At 71.0% G+C, this 15533-nt stretch carries 19 protein-coding genes; 9 read left to right on the top strand and 10 right to left on the bottom strand.

The features are described 5' to 3' along the window. Positions 1-46: 46 nt before the first annotated feature. From menE to OED52_RS15835, 6 genes are all read right to left on the bottom strand, one after another. The gene (menE, locus tag OED52_RS15860; RefSeq protein ID WP_264151805.1) at positions 47-1195 is read right to left on the bottom strand and encodes an o-succinylbenzoate--CoA ligase; all 1149 of its coding nucleotides are present in this window, start codon (positions 1193-1195) and stop codon (positions 47-49) included. Next, positions 1192-1491, bottom strand: a complete 300-nt coding sequence (locus OED52_RS15855; RefSeq protein WP_264151804.1) for a DUF3349 domain-containing protein — start codon at positions 1489-1491, stop codon at positions 1192-1194. The genes menE and OED52_RS15855 overlap by 4 nt, the downstream gene beginning before the upstream one ends. Positions 1492-1503: 12 nt before the next feature. Beyond that, the gene (locus tag OED52_RS15850) at positions 1504-1764 is read right to left on the bottom strand and encodes a hypothetical protein (protein WP_264151803.1); all 261 of its coding nucleotides are present in this window, start codon (positions 1762-1764) and stop codon (positions 1504-1506) included. Continuing rightward, positions 1761-2945: an inorganic phosphate transporter gene (locus OED52_RS15845; protein WP_264151802.1), complete on the bottom strand. Its 1185-nt coding sequence runs from the start codon at positions 2943-2945 to the stop codon at positions 1761-1763. The genes OED52_RS15850 and OED52_RS15845 overlap by 4 nt, the downstream gene beginning before the upstream one ends. A 195-nt stretch (positions 2946-3140) precedes the next feature. Beyond that, positions 3141-3527 carry a VOC family protein gene (locus OED52_RS15840; RefSeq protein ID WP_264151801.1) on the bottom strand — a complete coding sequence of 129 codons (387 nt, stop codon included), beginning with the start codon at positions 3525-3527 and terminating at the stop codon, positions 3141-3143. A gap of 1 nt (position 3528) precedes the next feature. Next, positions 3529-3975, bottom strand: coding sequence for a hypothetical protein (locus OED52_RS15835; protein WP_264151800.1), 447 nt, complete (start codon positions 3973-3975; stop codon positions 3529-3531). A gap of 201 nt (positions 3976-4176) precedes the next feature. On the opposite strand from OED52_RS15835, the gene OED52_RS15830 reads away from it, so the two are divergent. Continuing rightward, complete coding sequence (locus tag OED52_RS15830; protein ID WP_264151799.1) at positions 4177-4473, top strand: DUF4193 domain-containing protein; 297 nt, start codon at positions 4177-4179, stop codon at positions 4471-4473. A gap of 168 nt (positions 4474-4641) precedes the next feature. Here OED52_RS15830 and OED52_RS15825 read toward each other — a convergent pair whose 3' ends face one another. Next, positions 4642-5535 (bottom strand): 1,4-dihydroxy-2-naphthoyl-CoA synthase, encoded by an 894-nt coding sequence (locus OED52_RS15825; RefSeq protein WP_264151798.1) that lies wholly within the window; start codon positions 5533-5535, stop codon positions 4642-4644. Between the two features lie 64 nt (positions 5536-5599). On the opposite strand from OED52_RS15825, the gene OED52_RS15820 reads away from it, so the two are divergent. The 3 genes from OED52_RS15820 to OED52_RS15810 all read left to right on the top strand — a co-directional run bounded on the left by OED52_RS15820 (position 5600) and on the right by OED52_RS15810 (position 7736). Beyond that, positions 5600-6232, top strand: a complete 633-nt coding sequence (locus tag OED52_RS15820; RefSeq protein ID WP_264151797.1) for a PaaI family thioesterase — start codon at positions 5600-5602, stop codon at positions 6230-6232. Next, a complete protein-coding gene (locus OED52_RS15815) occupies positions 6229-7221 on the top strand; it encodes an o-succinylbenzoate synthase (RefSeq protein WP_264151796.1) in 993 nt (330 codons plus the stop codon). The genes OED52_RS15820 and OED52_RS15815 overlap by 4 nt, the downstream gene beginning before the upstream one ends. 74 nt (positions 7222-7295) lie before the next feature. Beyond that, entirely contained in the window at positions 7296-7736 is a 441-nt protein-coding gene (locus tag OED52_RS15810; protein WP_264151795.1) for a DUF6918 family protein, read from the top strand. A 94-nt stretch (positions 7737-7830) separates the two neighbouring features. On the opposite strand, the gene OED52_RS15805 is transcribed toward OED52_RS15810, so the two are convergent. After that, positions 7831-8673: a siderophore-interacting protein gene (locus OED52_RS15805; protein ID WP_264151794.1), complete on the bottom strand. Its 843-nt coding sequence runs from the start codon at positions 8671-8673 to the stop codon at positions 7831-7833. Continuing rightward, positions 8670-9260 carry a flavin reductase family protein gene (locus OED52_RS15800; RefSeq protein WP_264151793.1) on the bottom strand — a complete coding sequence of 197 codons (591 nt, stop codon included), beginning with the start codon at positions 9258-9260 and terminating at the stop codon, positions 8670-8672. Before OED52_RS15800 ends, OED52_RS15805 begins: the two co-directional genes overlap by 4 nt. 45 nt (positions 9261-9305) lie before the next feature. On the opposite strand from OED52_RS15800, the gene menD reads away from it, so the two are divergent. From menD to OED52_RS15785, 3 genes are read left to right on the top strand one after another with little or no spacing between them, the layout of a single operon-like run. Next, positions 9306-10925 carry a 2-succinyl-5-enolpyruvyl-6-hydroxy-3-cyclohexene-1-carboxylic-acid synthase gene (menD, locus tag OED52_RS15795; RefSeq protein ID WP_264151792.1) on the top strand — a complete coding sequence of 540 codons (1620 nt, stop codon included), beginning with the start codon at positions 9306-9308 and terminating at the stop codon, positions 10923-10925. Then, the gene (locus tag OED52_RS15790) at positions 10922-11332 is read left to right on the top strand and encodes a DUF3592 domain-containing protein (RefSeq protein ID WP_264151791.1); all 411 of its coding nucleotides are present in this window, start codon (positions 10922-10924) and stop codon (positions 11330-11332) included. The genes menD and OED52_RS15790 overlap by 4 nt, the downstream gene beginning before the upstream one ends. Before the next feature lie 40 nt (positions 11333-11372). Then, the gene (locus OED52_RS15785) at positions 11373-12074 is read left to right on the top strand and encodes a demethylmenaquinone methyltransferase (RefSeq protein WP_264151790.1); all 702 of its coding nucleotides are present in this window, start codon (positions 11373-11375) and stop codon (positions 12072-12074) included. A gap of 16 nt (positions 12075-12090) precedes the next feature. Here the strand turns inward: OED52_RS15785 and OED52_RS15780 are convergent, their stop codons facing one another. Next, complete coding sequence (locus OED52_RS15780) at positions 12091-13362, bottom strand: geranylgeranyl reductase family protein (protein ID WP_264151789.1); 1272 nt, start codon at positions 13360-13362, stop codon at positions 12091-12093. Between the two features lie 112 nt (positions 13363-13474). Here OED52_RS15780 and OED52_RS15775 point away from each other — a divergent pair, with 112 nt between their 5' ends. Continuing rightward, positions 13475-14521 carry a polyprenyl synthetase family protein gene (locus OED52_RS15775; protein WP_264151788.1) on the top strand — a complete coding sequence of 349 codons (1047 nt, stop codon included), beginning with the start codon at positions 13475-13477 and terminating at the stop codon, positions 14519-14521. Positions 14522-14595: 74 nt separating this feature from the next. Beyond that, a complete protein-coding gene (gene htpX / locus OED52_RS15770) occupies positions 14596-15459 on the top strand; it encodes a zinc metalloprotease HtpX (RefSeq protein WP_264151787.1) in 864 nt (287 codons plus the stop codon). Positions 15460-15533 lie beyond the last annotated feature (74 nt).

Here is a 15533-nt window from a genome sequence, read left to right as displayed (position 1 = left end):
GGATCGATCTTCGCACCCGGCGGCGACCGCCGAGCGCGGCGACCCGTCAGGAGAAGCGCGAGACGAGGGCGCGCCGATCGACCTTGCCCGGCCCGCGCAGCGGCAGCGCGTCGACGAGATGGACCTCGCGCGGCGCCGCCGTCGCATCCAGGGAGGCCTCGACGTGCTCGCGCAGTTCGGCGAGCGTCGGGTCGGTGCCGGGGGCCGGGACGACGACCGCGACGACGCGGCTGCCGAGCCGTTCGTCGGGCAGGCCCACCACCGCGACCTCCCGCACAGCCGGGTGGCCGATCAGGACGGCCTCGACCACCTGCGGCACCACGGTCAGCCCGCCGGTGGAGATCGCCTCGTCGAGCCGGCCGACGATGCGCAGCACCCCGTCCTCGAGCAGACCGGCGTCGTCGGTGCGGAACCAGCCGGCCTCGGCGAAGGCGGGATGATCGGGCAGGCCCCGATAGCCGGAGGCGAGGGTCGCGCCGCCGACCCACACCCGCGAGTCGTCGCCGACGCGGACCCGGACACCGTCGAGGGGCACCCCGTCGTAGACGCAGCCGCCGCAGGTCTCGCTCATCCCGTAGGTGCGGACGATCGTGATCCCGGCCGCACGGGCCCGCTCGAGGACCGGCAGGGGGGTGGCGGCACCGCCGAGCAGGATCGCGTCGAGACGGGCCAGGGCGTCGACCGCCGCGGGATGGTCGAGCACCTTGATCAGCTGAGTGGGGACCATCGAGCTGTATCGCCGGGGGCCGGGCATGGCGTCCACCGCGGCGGGCAGCCCGGCGGGATCGAAACCGTGCGAGACGTCGACGACGACGGGTTCGGTGCCTGCGAGCAGGCTGCGCAGGAGCACCTGCATGCCCGCGATGTGGTGGGGCGGCAGCGCCAGCAGCCACGAGCCGGGACCCCCGATCCGCGTGTAGGTGGCCTCGCCGCTCGCGCGCAGGGCGGCGGCGGTCAGTTGCGCGCCCTTCGGGATGCCGGTCGTGCCGGAGGTCGCGACCACCAGACCGACGCCGGGTTCGATCGGTTCGCCGGGGCTCAGGGCGTCGGTGAGCCGCCGGATCTCCCGGGGGTCACCCGCGGGCACGGGGAGCAGCGCGGGGCCGTCACCGTCGAGCATGCGGCTCAGGGCGGGCAGCACCGACAGGGCGTCGCGTCCGGACGGTACGGGCAGCGTCTCGAGCAGGGCGGTCACAGTTCGTATTCCGTGGTGTCCCAGCCGCTGCTCTCGAGATGGCGCCGGACACGGTCCACGTCCTCGGGGGAGGGCATGTTGTTGGTGATCTTGCTGACGAGCACGGCGATGTCGATCTGGGTGATCGGGAGGTCACCGTTCTCGATCAGGGCGTTCGCGACCTGGGCGACCTCCTCGTCGGACAGCCGCCGGGCCAGCAGGGCGAACAGCGGCACGTAGTCCTGCTCCGGGACGCCCTCGGGATAGCCGGCGCGGAGCCATTCGACGATGGAAGCGAGAAACGGCGGGAGAGCCACCCGTCACCCCGATCAGAAGATTTCGATGCCGAACGTTCCGGCGAGGAAGTCGGAGGCCAGCAGCAGGATGCCTGCCAGCACGGCCAGGGCCACGATCGCGAAGCACACGACGGCCCCGGCGACGGCCAGGGGAGCGGGCGAACCGTCGCTGCCGCGTCCCGTGTCGAGCGCGCGGATCCCCAGGGCGAACAGGGAGGGCAGACCCGCGCCGAGCAGGAGACCGACGAGGACGACCTGCCAGAGGGAGTCGAGGGTGTGGGTCAGCAGGTTCACGGGCGGGCCTCCGGTGCGAGGGCGTCGGACGAACTGCCGGCGGGAGCGAGGGAGCCGTCCTCCCAGTCGGCGGTGACGTTGGAGGCGTCGACGGGCTGCTGCCGCGAACGGAAGTACATGAACAGCGCCAGAGCGCACAGGATGCCGAAGACCACCAGCACACCCGGCATACCACCGATCACGTGCGCGAGGGTCCAGCACATCGCACCGACGAAGGCAGCGCAGGGCAGGGTGATGACCCACGCGACGACCATGCGGCGGGCGACCGACCAACGCACCTCGGCGCCCTTGGTGCCCAGCCCGGTGCCGAGGATCGAACCGGTGGCGACGTGCGTCGTCGACAGCGGCAGACCGAAATGGCTCGAGGTGAGGATGATCGCGGCGGACGACGACTCGGCGGCCAGACCCTGCGGCGGGGCGATCTCGACCAGGCCCTTGCCCAGGGTGCGGATGATGCGCCAGCCGCCGAGATAGGTGCCGAGGGCGATCGCCACGGCACACGCGACCTTCACCCAGAACGGCATCTCGGTGTCGGCGGTGATGCTGCCGTGCGCGACCAGCGCCAGGAAGATCACGCCCATCGTCTTCTGCGCGTCGTTCGTGCCGTGCGCGAGGGACATCAGGGAGGCGGTGCCGATCTGCCCCATCCGGAAACCGCGGTCGCGTGTCTCGGTGGAGACGGGCCGGGTGAGCCGGTGCATCGACCAGATACCGACCGTGGAGACCAGGGCCGCGACCACCGGGGCGAGGAAGGCGGGCAGGAGGACCTTGCCCAGGACCCCGTCCCACACCACGCCGCTCGTACCGATGGAGGCCAGGGCCGCACCGATCAGACCGCCGAACAGCGCGTGGGACGAGCTCGACGGCAGGCCGAACAGCCAGGTCGAGATGTTCCACAGGATCGCGCCCACCAGACCGGCGAAGACGATCAGCAACAGATCGGAGCCGCCGACGGTGTCGAGGTTGACGACACCCTTCGCGACCGTCGCGGCGACCTCCACGGAGAGGAAGGCGCCGACGAGATTGAGGATCGCGGACAGTGCGACCGCAACCTTGGGCTTGAGGGCACCGGTGGCGATGGACGTCGCCATGGCGTTGCCGGTGTCGTGGAAGCCGTTGGTGAAATCGAAAGCGAGGGCAGTGACGACCACCACCAGGAGCACGACGAACTCTGCGGTCACGTCTGTCGATTGTGGGGTAGCAGGTGTGTGAATGTACAGCGACGGTGGTGTGAACTTCGTGTGGATCGCGCCCGGCGACGTGGGAGTTCGGTACCCCGACCATGAGCGGAGCGAAGAGCAGACCGCGCGGCTTGTGGGCAAGATCACCGCTGCCCGGCGGTCGCCCCGGGACCGGCCGGGGCGACCGCCGCCGGTTCAGCGGACGTCGCGGCGGATCGGATGGTCCGGAGGGATCTGCACCAGCACGATCGGGACCCCGTCGGGATCGGCGATCCACAGCTCGTGCAGCCCCCACGGCTCCTGCTTCGCACCCCGGACGATGCGCACACCCTTCAGGGCGAGCTCGGCCTCCACCTCGTAGACGTCGCGCACCTGCAACCACAGCGCGCCGTGGAAGACCTGCGGGGCGTCGTCGTCGGACCGGCCGTGCGCGGCGACCTCGATCAGGGACTGCCCGGCGAAGAACACCGTGCCGCCCGGATACTCCCGGGAGATCGCCAGGCCGAGGGTGGTGCCGTAGAACTCGAGGGCCGCCTCGTAGTCGCGCGGCCGCAGGATCGTGCGGCTGCCCAGAACCTCCACGTCACTGCTCCTCGGCCGGACGGGCCTCGTGGTGGCGACGGCCGTGCGTCCGGCGCGCCTCCTTCATCTCGGCCTCGAAGAGATGACGCCTGCCTGCCACCAGCTCGTCGCGCACGTGCTTCTCGAAACTCCGGAAATCGGACCAGTAGCCGTCGTCGAACTCCTCGACGAGCTGGAAGGTCCAGCGGCCCTCGGCGATGTTGCGACCGATGATCTCGGCGGCGAGCCGGTCGGCGATCCCCTCGTGTCCGGCCTCGCGCAGCAGCTCCTCGGCCTCCCCGGTGAGCAGGTCGGCGCGGCCCATGAGCTGGTGGAAGGCGTACAGGTGCCCGCGGGCCTGCTCGACCGTCTCGAGCGCCTCGGAGAGCTTTCCGGTGGCCTTCACGGTGGCGTCGGTGACGCCCGGCGGGCGGATGTGGGCGGGATGCGGCGTGTCGCGGTCGGTCATGGCACACAGTGTGCCGGACAGCACACGCCGGACGCGTAACTCTCAGCAGCGAGTTTGACGAAGCATCGAAGTGGACATAGAAGGTGTCATAGCCGACGGCGCGGTGCCCACGACAGCCCCGCGTCGGCCCTCGTGTACTTCCGGACATCACACCGGATGTGCCGGAGACACACCGACCGACATCGAGTGAGGAGAACTGCCATGGCGACCGACTACGACGCTCCCCGCACCACCGACATCCTGGGTGGCGGCGGAACTGCGCTCGACGATCTCGATCTGAAGCCGGCCGCGACCGCCGACACCGACGAGGTGGACGTTCTCGAGACGCTCGATCTGCCCGGCGCGGACCTGTCCGACCTGTCCGCCGAGGAACTCAGCGTCCAGGTCGTGCCGAAGCAGGAGAACGAGTTCACCTGCATGCGGTGTTTCCTCGTCCAGCACCACAGCCGCAAGGCCTCGGCCGAAGGCGAGCAGCCCTACTGTCGCGACTGTGCATGAGGGTCGCCGGCGTCGCCGCGACGGTGCCTGAGGGTCGCCGCGACGGGGCCGGACGATCGGCGGCGACCCGAGCCTGAACGTCTTCGCGCGGTGAACCGATCCTCGCGCGCCCTGCAGCAGGGGCGAGGAACGGTTCACCGCGCGAACTGCACCGACGGGGTCGAACGGTCAGTAGTAGTGCGGGTACGGCGACCAGTCGGGATCGCGCTTCTCGAGGAAGGCGTCGCGGCCCTCGACGGCCTCGTCCGTCATGTACGCCAGACGGGTGGCCTCGCCCGCGAACAGCTGCTGGCCGACGAGCCCGTCGTCCTGCAGGTTGAACGCGTACTTGAGCATGCGCCGGGCCTGCGGCGACTTGCCGTTGATCCGCTCCGCCCATTCGAGCGCGACGTTCTCGAGCTCGGCGTGGTCGACGACCTTGTTCACCGCACCCATGTGGTGCATCTCCTCGGCCGTGTAGGTGTCGCCGAGGAAGAAGATCTCCCGCGCGAACTTCTGGCCGACCATCTTGGCGAGATAGGCGCTGCCGTAGCCGCCGTCGAAGCTGCCCACGTCGGCGTCGGTCTGCTTGAACCGGGCGTGCTCGCGGGAGGCGAGGGTCAGGTCGCAGGTGACGTGCAGGCTGTGCCCACCGCCCGCGGCCCAGCCGTTGACCAGCGCGATCACGACCTTCGGCATGAACCGGATCAGCCGCTGCACCTCCAGGATGTGCAGGCGGCCGGCGCGGGCCTTGTCGACGGTGTCGGCGGTCTCGCCGCTCGCGTACTGGTAGCCGCTGCGACCGCGGATGCGCTGATCGCCGCCGGAGCAGAAGGCCCAGCCGCCGTCCTTCGGGCTCGGGCCATTGCCCGTCAGCAGCACCACACCCACGTCGGAGCTGGTCCGGGCGTGGTCCAGGGCGGCGTAGAGCTCGTCGACCGTGTGGGGCCGGAACGCGTTGCGCACCTCCGGACGGTCGAAGGCGACGCGGACGGTGCCCTGCGTGACGTGTCGGTGGTAGGTGATGTCGGTGAGATTCTCGAACCCGGGTACCGGGCGCCACAGTTCTGGATCGAAGGTCACCTCGTCACCATAAAGGGCCGGGCACCATCACGACGGGAGCCGCCGCCCGATAACGTGCACAGACATGAGCGAGCAGACCGACCCCCGGGACGACTACGAGCACCACGGCGGCTTCCCGGTCTACGAACCGGTGAAGGCCGGACCCGACTTCGGTCGTTTCGTCGAGGCCCTGCGGCGCCTGCAGGACCTCGCGGTGTCCACCCACGCCCCCGACGACGTGATCACCCGCGCCATCGAACAGGCCGAGGCCCTCGGCGACCTCCTCGAGCCGTACCGGGTGCCGGAGGGCAGGTCGCCGGCCGGGTTCAATCCCGACCTGCCCGGTCGCGGCAGCCTGCTGATGCTGCCCTGGACGATCGAGAAGTACGATGCCGAGTCGGTCCGCTCCCGCGGTGTCTTCCGACTCTTCCACCGCGGCGGCAACGGCGCCGCGCACGGCGGCACCCTGCCCCTGCTGTTCGACGACCTGTTCGGCATGATCGTCCACGCCGCCGGCCACCCCATCGCGCGCACCGGCTACCTGCACGTCAACTACCGCAAGATCACGCCGCTCGAGACCGAACTCGTCGTCGAGGGCCGAGTGGACCGCGTCGAGGGCCGCAAGATCTTCTGCTCGGCCGAACTGCGCGACACCGAGGGCACACTCCTCGCCGACTGCGAGGCCCTGATGATCCAGCTCCTGCCGGGCCAGCCGTGACCGGAGCGCTGCCCTCCGTCGACGAACTGCTCGACGGGGCCGTCGTGGTGGCGATGCCCATGCGGGTGCGCTTCCGTGGCATCACCGAACGCGAGGTGCTGCTGCTGCGCGGACCCGCGGGCTGGGGCGAGTTCGGTCCCTTCCCGGAGTACGGCGACGACGAGGCGGCGCACTGGCTGCACTCGGCGATCGAGGCGGCCTGGCAGGGTCCGCTGCCCGCGCGGCGCTCCCGCATCCCTGTCAACGCCACCGTCCCCGCGATCGGCCCCGAGCGCGTGCCCGAGATCCTCGCCCGGTTCCCCGGCGCCCGCACCGCCAAGGTGAAGGTCGCCGAACCGGGACAGGATCTCGACCAGGACCTGGCGCGGGTCCGCGCGGTGCGTGAGCACGTCCCGAACGTCCGGATCGACGCGAACGGCGGCTGGACGGTCGACGAGGCGGTCCGCGCCCTCGCAGCGCTCAGCGCCGACGCCCCGCTCGAATACGCGGAGCAGCCCTGCGCGAGCGTGCCCGAACTCGTCGAGGTGCGGCGGCGGCTGCCGCAGGTGCGCATCGCCGCCGACGAGAGCATCCGCCGCGCCGAGGACCCGATGCGGGTCGTGCGGGCGGGCGGTGCCGACGTCGCCGTGGTGAAGGTCGCGCCCCTCGGTGGCGTGCGGCGCCTCGTCGCGCTCGCCGGGGAACTGTCCGGCCACGGGGTCGAGGTGGTCGTCTCGAGCGCCCTCGACTCCGCTGTGGGGATCGCCACCGGGCTCGCCGCGGCGGCCGCGCTGCCGGAACTGCCCTACGCCTGCGGGCTCGGCACCGGAGGATTCTTCACCGCCGACGTCGCGACCCTGCCCGGAATGTCCGATGGGGCACTGGACGTCGTCGACGTCTCACCGGAGCCCGCGATGCTCGACGCCGTACGGGCCGCACCCGACCGCGTGCGGTGGTGGCACGATCGGGTGAGGCGGTGCCACTCGGTGCTCGCTTGGCGCGGGGTATGACTCGGCGGGTTCGTCGTATATCGTTCCCCGCGTCCATCGGTCCAATGAACGTCACATCTACGGAGGCAGTGAAAGTGGTTGCAGCTCTGGGCGATGCCCTCCTGAGCGCCGACAGGTTCCCGGCGGTCAAGGCAGACGTCGAAGCTTTGATCGACGCCGAGGTGTCGGACAAGAAGGGTGCGTCCGGTCTCGCCCTCAAGGGGGGATACGCCGCGGTGAAGAAGGTCGGCCCGAGCATCGTGCCGAGCGCAGTGGAGGGTCTGCTGCCCGCATTCGTCGAGAAGCTCCAGCCGTTCTGGCAGGAGTACGCAGGGAACGGCTCGTTCGCCGATTTCCTGGTCGCGCGTGGTGAGGTCGTCGCCGACGCTCTTCTCGGCGTGACGGACGAGCGGATCGCGGGCACGTCGAAGACCGGCGTCAAGAGGGTCTACGACTCGCTGCGCCCGTCGGCGAAGAAGCACGTCGTCGAGGCGCTGCCGCGCGTCGGCGACCTGATTGAGAAGCACGCGGGCTGATCTCGGCCCGATACGCGAACGTCGCGGTGCCGCACCGGTTCTCACCGGTCGGCATCGCGACGTTCGTCCTTTCCGGGGCCGAGAGGAGGATCCGTCAGTAGACGGGTTCGCCGTACTTCCAGTAGCCGACGAAGGTGACGGTGCTCTTGTCCCAACCCCGTTCGCGCACCAGATGACGCCGCACCCCAGTCGCGAGGGCCGACTCGCCCGCGACGAACGCGCAGCCCGGCTCCGCCGGTAACCGCGCGGCCCGCACCGCCTCCGCCACGAGACCACCCGGTACCGCCGCCGGATCCGTCCGGATCACCGGATGCACACGGACGTTCGCGCCCGACGCGAGTTCCTGGGCGGCGAGATCGTCCGGATGCGGCACCTCCACGAAGACGTCCGTCTCGGTGAGCGGATCGGCGACGAGCACCGAGTCGAGGATCCCCGCCACCGCCGGCAGCGCACTCTCGTCCCCGACGAGGAGCAGCGACCGCCCCTCCCCGAGACCGAGATCGTTGATGCCTTCGTCGAGGATGCCGATCTCGTCACCCGGCACCGCCCGGCTCGCCCATGCGGAGGCCGGCCCGAGATCCCCGTGGGAGGCGAAGTCGATGTCGATCTCGGCGTGCTCCCCGAACCGGCCCGCAACCGCCGGCCGGATCCCGCGGATCGTGTAGTTGCGCAGCACCGGACGCGAATCGTCCGGCATCTCCCGGTATTCGGGCCACCAGCGGTCGTCCGTCGCGGCGGGCAGCACCAGCGCGTCCTGCTCCGGGGTGGGAAAGAACATCCGGAACCAGTGGTCGAAACCCATCGGCGTGATCGAGTTCACGTCCTCACCGCCGACGGTGATGCGCACGAAGGTCGGGCTGATGCGATCGGTGGCCAGCACCCGGGCCCGCACCATCCGCCGGGACGCGGGTTTGACGAGGCTGCTCCGCCTGCTCATCCGCCCGGCCGATCGAGGGTCCGCACCGCGGGCGTCAGACCCCACTCGTTCCGGCCGAGCCTGCTCGCCGCGCCGAGCGCCGCGAAGTCCGGAGCGTTGTCGGCGGCGAGCACCTCGTCGGCGACCGTCACCGCGAGCACATCGCCCATGACGACGAACGAGTCGCCGACTTCGATCACCCGGTGCAGACTGCACTCGATGGAGGCGGGCGACTCGGCGACCCGAGGCGGCCGCACCCGCGCGCTCGGCTCGGCGTGCAGACCCACCTCGGCGAACTCGTCGATGTGATGGGGGAACGGTGCGGAGGAGGCGTTGACCTTCTCCATCAGCTCGACGGTCGCGATGTTGATCACGAACTGCCCGGTCTCCTCGATGTTCCGGAGACTGTCCTTGCGGCCCACCGACGTGAACTGCGCCACCGGAGGCGCGGTGCTCGCCATGGTGAAGAAGCTGTAGGGCGCGAGATTGAGCACCCCGTCCGCGGACTCGGTCGACACCCACGCGATCGGTCTCGGGACGACGGTGGCGGTGAGGAGGCGGTAGAAGCGACCGGGACTCGTCTCGGCGGGGTCGAAGACTGTGCGCACGGTCTCCATTCTGACCACACCGGCGGCGCAACTACCCTGGACGACGTGAATCCGTCCACTGCCCAGGCCACCGCTGTCGTCGACGAACTCGCCCGAGGCGGTGTCCGGGACGTCGTACTGTGTCCGGGATCACGCAATGCCCCACTCGCGTTCGCGCTCCAGGCCGCCGACGCCGAGGGACGACTGCGCCTGCACATGCGCATCGACGAACGCACCGCCGGCTTCCTCGCGATCGGCCTGGCGCTCTCCTCGGGACAGCCCGTGCCGGTCGTGATGACCTCCGGCACCGCTGTGGCGAATCTCGCACCGGCCGTGCTCGAGGCGAACTACGCCCGCGTGCCACTGATCGTCCTCAGCGCCAACCGCCCCTACGAACTGCTCGGATCCGGCGCCAACCAGACCGTCGAACAGCTCGGACTGTTCGGCACCCAGGTGCGCGCGACCATCAGCCTGGGCCTGGCGGAGGGCATCGAACAGAACAGCCAGTGGCGCTCGGCGGTCAGCCGGGTGCTCGCCGCCGCCCGCGGCACCCGCTCCGGCAACGCCGGCCCGGTGCACTTCGACATCCCGCTGCGCGAGCCCCTCGTGCCCGAGCTCGACCCCAAGGGCCCGGTGCCGGAGGGCCGCCCGGACGGCAGGGCCTGGACCACGACGGTGAACGCCACCCTCGACGTCCCCCTCGAGATCGATCTCACACCCGACACCGTGGTGATCTCCGGGCACGGTTCCGCCTACCGCCCCGAGCTGTCGCACCTGCCGACCGTCGCCGAACCCACGGCGCCGCTGCACGGCATCCCGCTGCACCCGATGGCCCTGCCGCACCTGAAGCCGCGGCAGGCGATCATCACCGGCCGCCCCACCCTGCACCGCCCGGTCTCGGCGCTGCTCGCCGACCCGTCGGTCGCGGTGTACGCGCTGACCACCGGCCCGCGCTGGCCCGACGTGTCCGGCAACGTCCTCGCCACCGGCACCCGCGCCGTGACCTCGGGGCAGCCGGACGAGGCGTGGCTCGAACGGTGCCGGCAACTGTCCGCCCACACCGACAAGGTCGTGCGCGCCCAGCTCGACGCGCATCCCAAGGCCACCGGCCTGCACGTCGCCGCCACGGTGACCGACGCCCTGCGCGACGGCGACCAGCTGCTGCTCGGCGCATCCAATCCCGTGCGCGACGCCGCCCTGGTGAGTTACCCGAAGCGGGACGTGAAGGTGCTGTCCAACCGCGGTGTCGCCGGAATCGACGGCACCGTGTCCACCGCGGTGGGCGCCGCACTGGCCTACGAGGAGGGCCGCACCGTCGCGCTGCTCGGCGACCTGACCTTCCTGCACGACGCGTCGGGCCTGCTCATCGGCCCGTCCGAGCCGCGGCCGCGCAATCTCACCATCGTCGTGGCCAACGACGACGGCGGTGGCATCTTCGAGCTCCTCGAACAGGGCGACCCGCAGTACGCGGGGGTCTTCGAGCGGGTCTTCGGCACCCCTCACGGCATGGACCTCGCGGCACTGTGCGCCGCCTACCGGATTCCGCACGAGCGGCCCGACCTGCAGGGACTCGCCGTCGCGCTCGCCGATCCCGAGCCACCGGCCGGGGGCATCCGTGTGCTCGAGATCACCACCGACCGGGCCGGTCTGCGCGAGCTGCACGCGGCGGTGCGGGCACAGCTGTGAGCGGGCCCACCCGCGCGTACCGCGCGGTTCTCGTCGTCGCCGTGGCCGTCTCGGCGCTCTCGGTGATCCTGTTCCTCGGGGCGCTGCGCAACGACCACACCATCCGCTCCGACATGGGCACCGCGGTCGCGGAGGTGCTGTCCGCGGGGTCGCTGCGCTCGGCGGTGAGGTTCGTCACACCCGACGGGGTGACGCACAATCCCGAGCTGGGAGTTCTCTATCCGACCGGGCTGACCACCGGCCAGCGCATCGCCGTCGAGTACGCGCGCAGCGATCCCGATCTCGTCCGCGTAACCGGACGTGACGCCCGCGTCGCGCTGATCCCCGTAGGGTCGGTGATTCTCGTCACATGGCTGATCGCGGTGCCGATCCTGCTGTGGCTGCGCCGACGGTTCCCGCCCGCCTGAGCCGCCGGAGCGGGGGAGGGGAGAGGGTAACGTCTCGGCCGTGGCAAGAACTCACGGATCACGCGCGTCCCTCGACAAGGATCCGCGTGAGGTCGCGTCCATGTTCGACGGCGTGGCGGCACGCTACGACCTCACCAACACCGTCCTGTCCTTCGGTCAGGACCGCGGCTGGCGTCGTGCGACGCGCGCGGCCCTGGACCTGAAGCCCGGCGAACGCGTGCTCGACCTCGCCGCCGGCACCGGCGTCTCCACCGTCGAACTCGGACGGTCGGGCGCCTGGGTGGTGGCCACCGACTTCTCCAAGGGCATGCTGCAGGCCGGACGGTTCCGCAACGTGCCGATGGTCGCCGGCGACGCGATGCGCCTGCCCTACGCCGACGCGGTGTTCGACGCCGCGACCATCTCCTTCGGCCTGCGCAACGTCGCCGATCCCGATGCAGGCCTGCGCGAGATCGCGCGGGTGGTCAAGCCCGGCGGCCGCCTGGTGGTGTGCGAGTTCTCCACTCCCGTGCGCGAACCCCTGCGCACTGTCTACATGGAGTACCTGATGCGGGCGTTGCCGCGGGTCGCGCGGGCGGTCAGCAGCAACCCCGACGCCTACGTCTACCTCGCCGAATCCATCCGGGCGTGGCCCGACCAGGAGGCGCTCGCCCGGCGCATCGAGGCGGCGGGCTGGGGTGACGTGAAGTGGCGCAACCTCACCGGCGGCATCACCGCCCTGCACCACGCCGTCCGCACGTAGCCGCGGCGCGAGCGGTTCAGGCGAACAGGGGCCGCCGGTCCCAGCGCATCGACAGGTGCCCGCTCGCGCGCCATGCCCGCGCGACGAGATCGGCGTCCTCCTCGGTCACCAGATTGCCCATCACCCGCACCGCGACCGACATCATCGCCCGCGACCGCATCGCGATCGGGCCGGTCGACGGCAGGAAGCGGGGGACGGTCAGCAGACCGGCCAGGCGCCGCGCGGTGGAGAACGCGCGGCCGTAGTGCTCGCGCAGGGTCTGCGGCCACAGTTCGGTCAGATCCTCGCTGCCGAGCAGTTCGGCGAGCAGCCGTCCACCCTCAAGGCCGTAGTCGATGCCCTCGCCGTTGAGCGGGTTGACGCACGCCGCGGCGTCGCCGACGAGCGCCCAGTTCGTCCCGGCGACGTTCGAGACCGCACCGCCCATCGGCAGCAGCGCCGACGCCATCCGGGTGACCTCGCCCAGACCCCACTCGTCGCGGCGCTGCCGCGCGTACAGCTCGATGAGCGGCTTCAGCGCCCCCGAGGCGGGCCGGGAGGCCGTCGCGAGCGTGCCCACCCCGAGATTGACCTCACCCGTCCCGAGCGGGAACACCCACCCGTAACCCGGCTGCACGACCCCCGCGTCGTCCCGCAGCTCGAGGTGCGAGGTGATCCACGGATCGTCGCTGCGCGGCGACGTCGCGTACGCCCGCGCGGCCACGCCGTAGGCGGTGTCCCGGTGCCAACGTCGGCCGAGCACCTTGCCGAGCGGGGAACGCACCCCGTCGGCGACGACGAGACTCCGGCAGTGCACCGTCCGCGGGCCGTCGGCGGTGCGGAGGACCACGGCGGTGACCCGGTTGCCGTCGCGTTCGACGTCGACGGCCTTCGCCCCGTCGACCGCCCGGGCCCCGGAGTCGAGCGCGACCTGCCGGATCCGCGCGTCCAGTTCGGTGCGGGGCACGGCGCTGCCCTCGGAGGGGAAGGACGACTCGGGCCAGGGCAGTTCGAAGCGGCCACCGAAGCCCTCGAGACGCAGACCGCGGTTCGTGGTGCGGGTGCGCAGCCAGTCGCCGAGGCCCAGACGGTCGAGCTCGGCGACGGCGCGCGGGGTCAGTCCGTCACCGCACGTCTTGTCGCGGGGGAAGGTCGCGGCGTCCACCAGCAGCACCTCGCGGCCCGCTCGGGCAGCCCACGCCGCGGCCGCGGAACCGGCTGGACCGGCGCCGACGACGAGGACATCGGTACTGTCGGGGACACGGGACGGGGTTTGCCGCGGATCGTGCGCGGAGTGTTCGGCCACCACCGGTCCATCTTCTCAGGCCGCGCTCTGCCGCCTCGGCGAGGTGGAGCGAGGGCCGAACGGCTAGGTTCACTACCGTGAAGTCGAGGCGACAGAACAGGATGGGTACGTCATCGTGAGCACTGAGGGGGCGGCTCGGACCGCCGGTTCGGCCGACGCGGCGCCGAGCACCGTCGTGGCCGGTGTGGAACTCGGCGATCCGGTTCTCGCGGCGACCGTCAGGGACGGCCTCGCGAGCGTGGAGAAACTTCTCGTCGAGGAGCTGTCCGACGGCGAGGACTTTCTGACCGAGGCCGCGCTGCATCTGGCGAAGGCAGGGGGCAAGCGGTTCCGGCCGCTGTTCACCATCCTCACGGCCCAGCTCGGCCCGAATCCGAACGACCCCGCGGTGGTCACCGCGGCGACCGTCGTGGAACTCGTGCACCTCGCCACGCTGTACCACGACGACGTGATGGACGAGGCCACGATGCGGCGCGGCGCCCCGAGTGCCAACGTCCGGTGGGGCAACAGCATCGCCATCCTCGCCGGCGACTACCTGTTCGCGCACGCGTCGCGACTGGTGTCGACGCTCGGCCCGTCCGCCGTGCAGATCATCGCCGAGACCTTCGCCGAGCTGGTCACCGGGCAGATGCGCGAGACCATCGGCGCCCGGAAGAACGACGATCCCATCGAGCACTATCTGCGCGTGGTGTGGGAGAAGACCGGTTCGCTCATCGCGGCGAGCGGACGCTTCGGCGGCACCTTCTCCGGTGCCGACCCCGACCACGTCGCGCGCCTCGAACGGCTCGGCGACGCCGTCGGCACGGCCTTCCAGATCGTCGACGACATCATCGACATCTCGTCGGACACCACGGAGTCGGGCAAGACCCCCGGCACCGACCTCCGCGAGGGCGTGTACACCCTCCCGGTGCTCTACGCGCTGAAGGAGACCGGACCGGAGGCCGACCGGCTGCGGGAGCTGCTCGTCGGACCGATCGAGAACGAGGAGCACGTCGCGGAGGCCCTGGAGCTGCTGTCGCGGTCGCCGGGCATGGACGCGGCGAAGCGCACCCTGCAGACCTACGCGGACCGCGCACGCGAGGAACTGGCGGCCCTGCCTCAGGGGCCGGCGAACGAGGCGCTGCGGCGGCTCGTGGACTTCACCATCGCCCGCGTGGGCTGACCCGCGGGAACCGGGACCTGTTGCTCGTTCGTTGGACGAACGAGTGGCAGGATCGTGGTGCGGAGGGTTGTGACGTGCACGGATATTCGAATCGGCTCAAGACGGCGGGTCTGTTGATCGGAATGTCCGCGCTGATCGTGTTCATCGGCGCGCTGTTCCAGAACTCGACGATCCTGCTGCTGTCGATCGTGCTGGCGGTGGGCATGAACGCCTACGCGTACTTCAACAGCGACAAGCTCGCCCTGCGGGCCATGCACGCCCAGCCCGTCACCGAGGTCCAGGCGCCGGTGATGTACCGGATCGTGCGGGAGCTGGCGACCACGGCGCACCAGCCGATGCCGCGGCTGTACATCAGCCCGACCAACGCGCCCAACGCCTTCGCGACGGGCCGCAATCCCCGCAACGCGGCCGTGTGCTGCACGAGCGGCATCCTGCAGATCCTCGACGAACGGGAGCTGCGCGCGGTGCTCGGGCACGAGCTCGCCCACGTCTACAACCGCGACATCCTGATCTCCTCGATCGCCGGCGCGATGGCCTCGGTCATCTCGGGCCTGGCGAACTTCGCGTTCTTCGCGTCGGCCTTCGGCGGCAACCGGGAAGGGAGCGCGAACCCGTTCGCGTTGCTGCTCGTCTCGCTGCTCGGGCCGATCGCGGCGACGGTGGTCAAGCTGGCCGTGTCGCGGTCCCGCGAGTACCAGGCCGACCAGTCGGGCGCCGAGCTCACCGGGGATCCGCTGGCGCTCGCGTCGGCGCTGCGCAAGCTCGAGATGGGCACGCAGGCGGCGCCGCTGCCGCCGGAGCCGCAGCTGGCCGCGCAGTCGCACATGATGATCGCCAACCCGTTCCGGGCCGGCGACAAGGTGAGCCGGCTGTTCTCCACCCACCCGCCCATGGCGGACCGCATCGCCCGTCTCGAGCGCATGGCCGGGATCCGCTGACCCGGGGCTGCCCTCACCGACACCTGAACGTGCAACGCCGCCCGCGACGAACCGTCGCGGGCGGCGTTCCATGT

Origin of the sequence: Rhodococcus sp. Z13 (assembly GCF_025837095.1) — a bacterium.
GTDB classification, from domain to species: Bacteria; Actinomycetota; Actinomycetes; order Mycobacteriales; family Mycobacteriaceae; genus Rhodococcus; species Rhodococcus sacchari.
This window is presented reverse-complemented; position numbering and strand designations above follow the sequence as displayed.

What these genes read in the sequence shown, in the direction of transcription:
- OED52_RS15805 (WP_264151794.1), bottom strand. Translation starts at nt 8,673, where the DNA reads ATGAGCAGGCGGAGCAGCCTCGTCAAACCCGCGTCCCGGCGGATGGTG.
- OED52_RS15830 (WP_264151799.1), top strand. Translation starts at nt 4,177, where the DNA reads ATGGCGACCGACTACGACGCTCCCCGCACCACCGACATCCTGGGTGGC.
- OED52_RS15820 (WP_264151797.1), top strand. Translation starts at nt 5,600, where the DNA reads ATGAGCGAGCAGACCGACCCCCGGGACGACTACGAGCACCACGGCGGC.
- OED52_RS15835 (WP_264151800.1), bottom strand. Translation starts at nt 3,975, where the DNA reads ATGACCGACCGCGACACGCCGCATCCCGCCCACATCCGCCCGCCGGGC.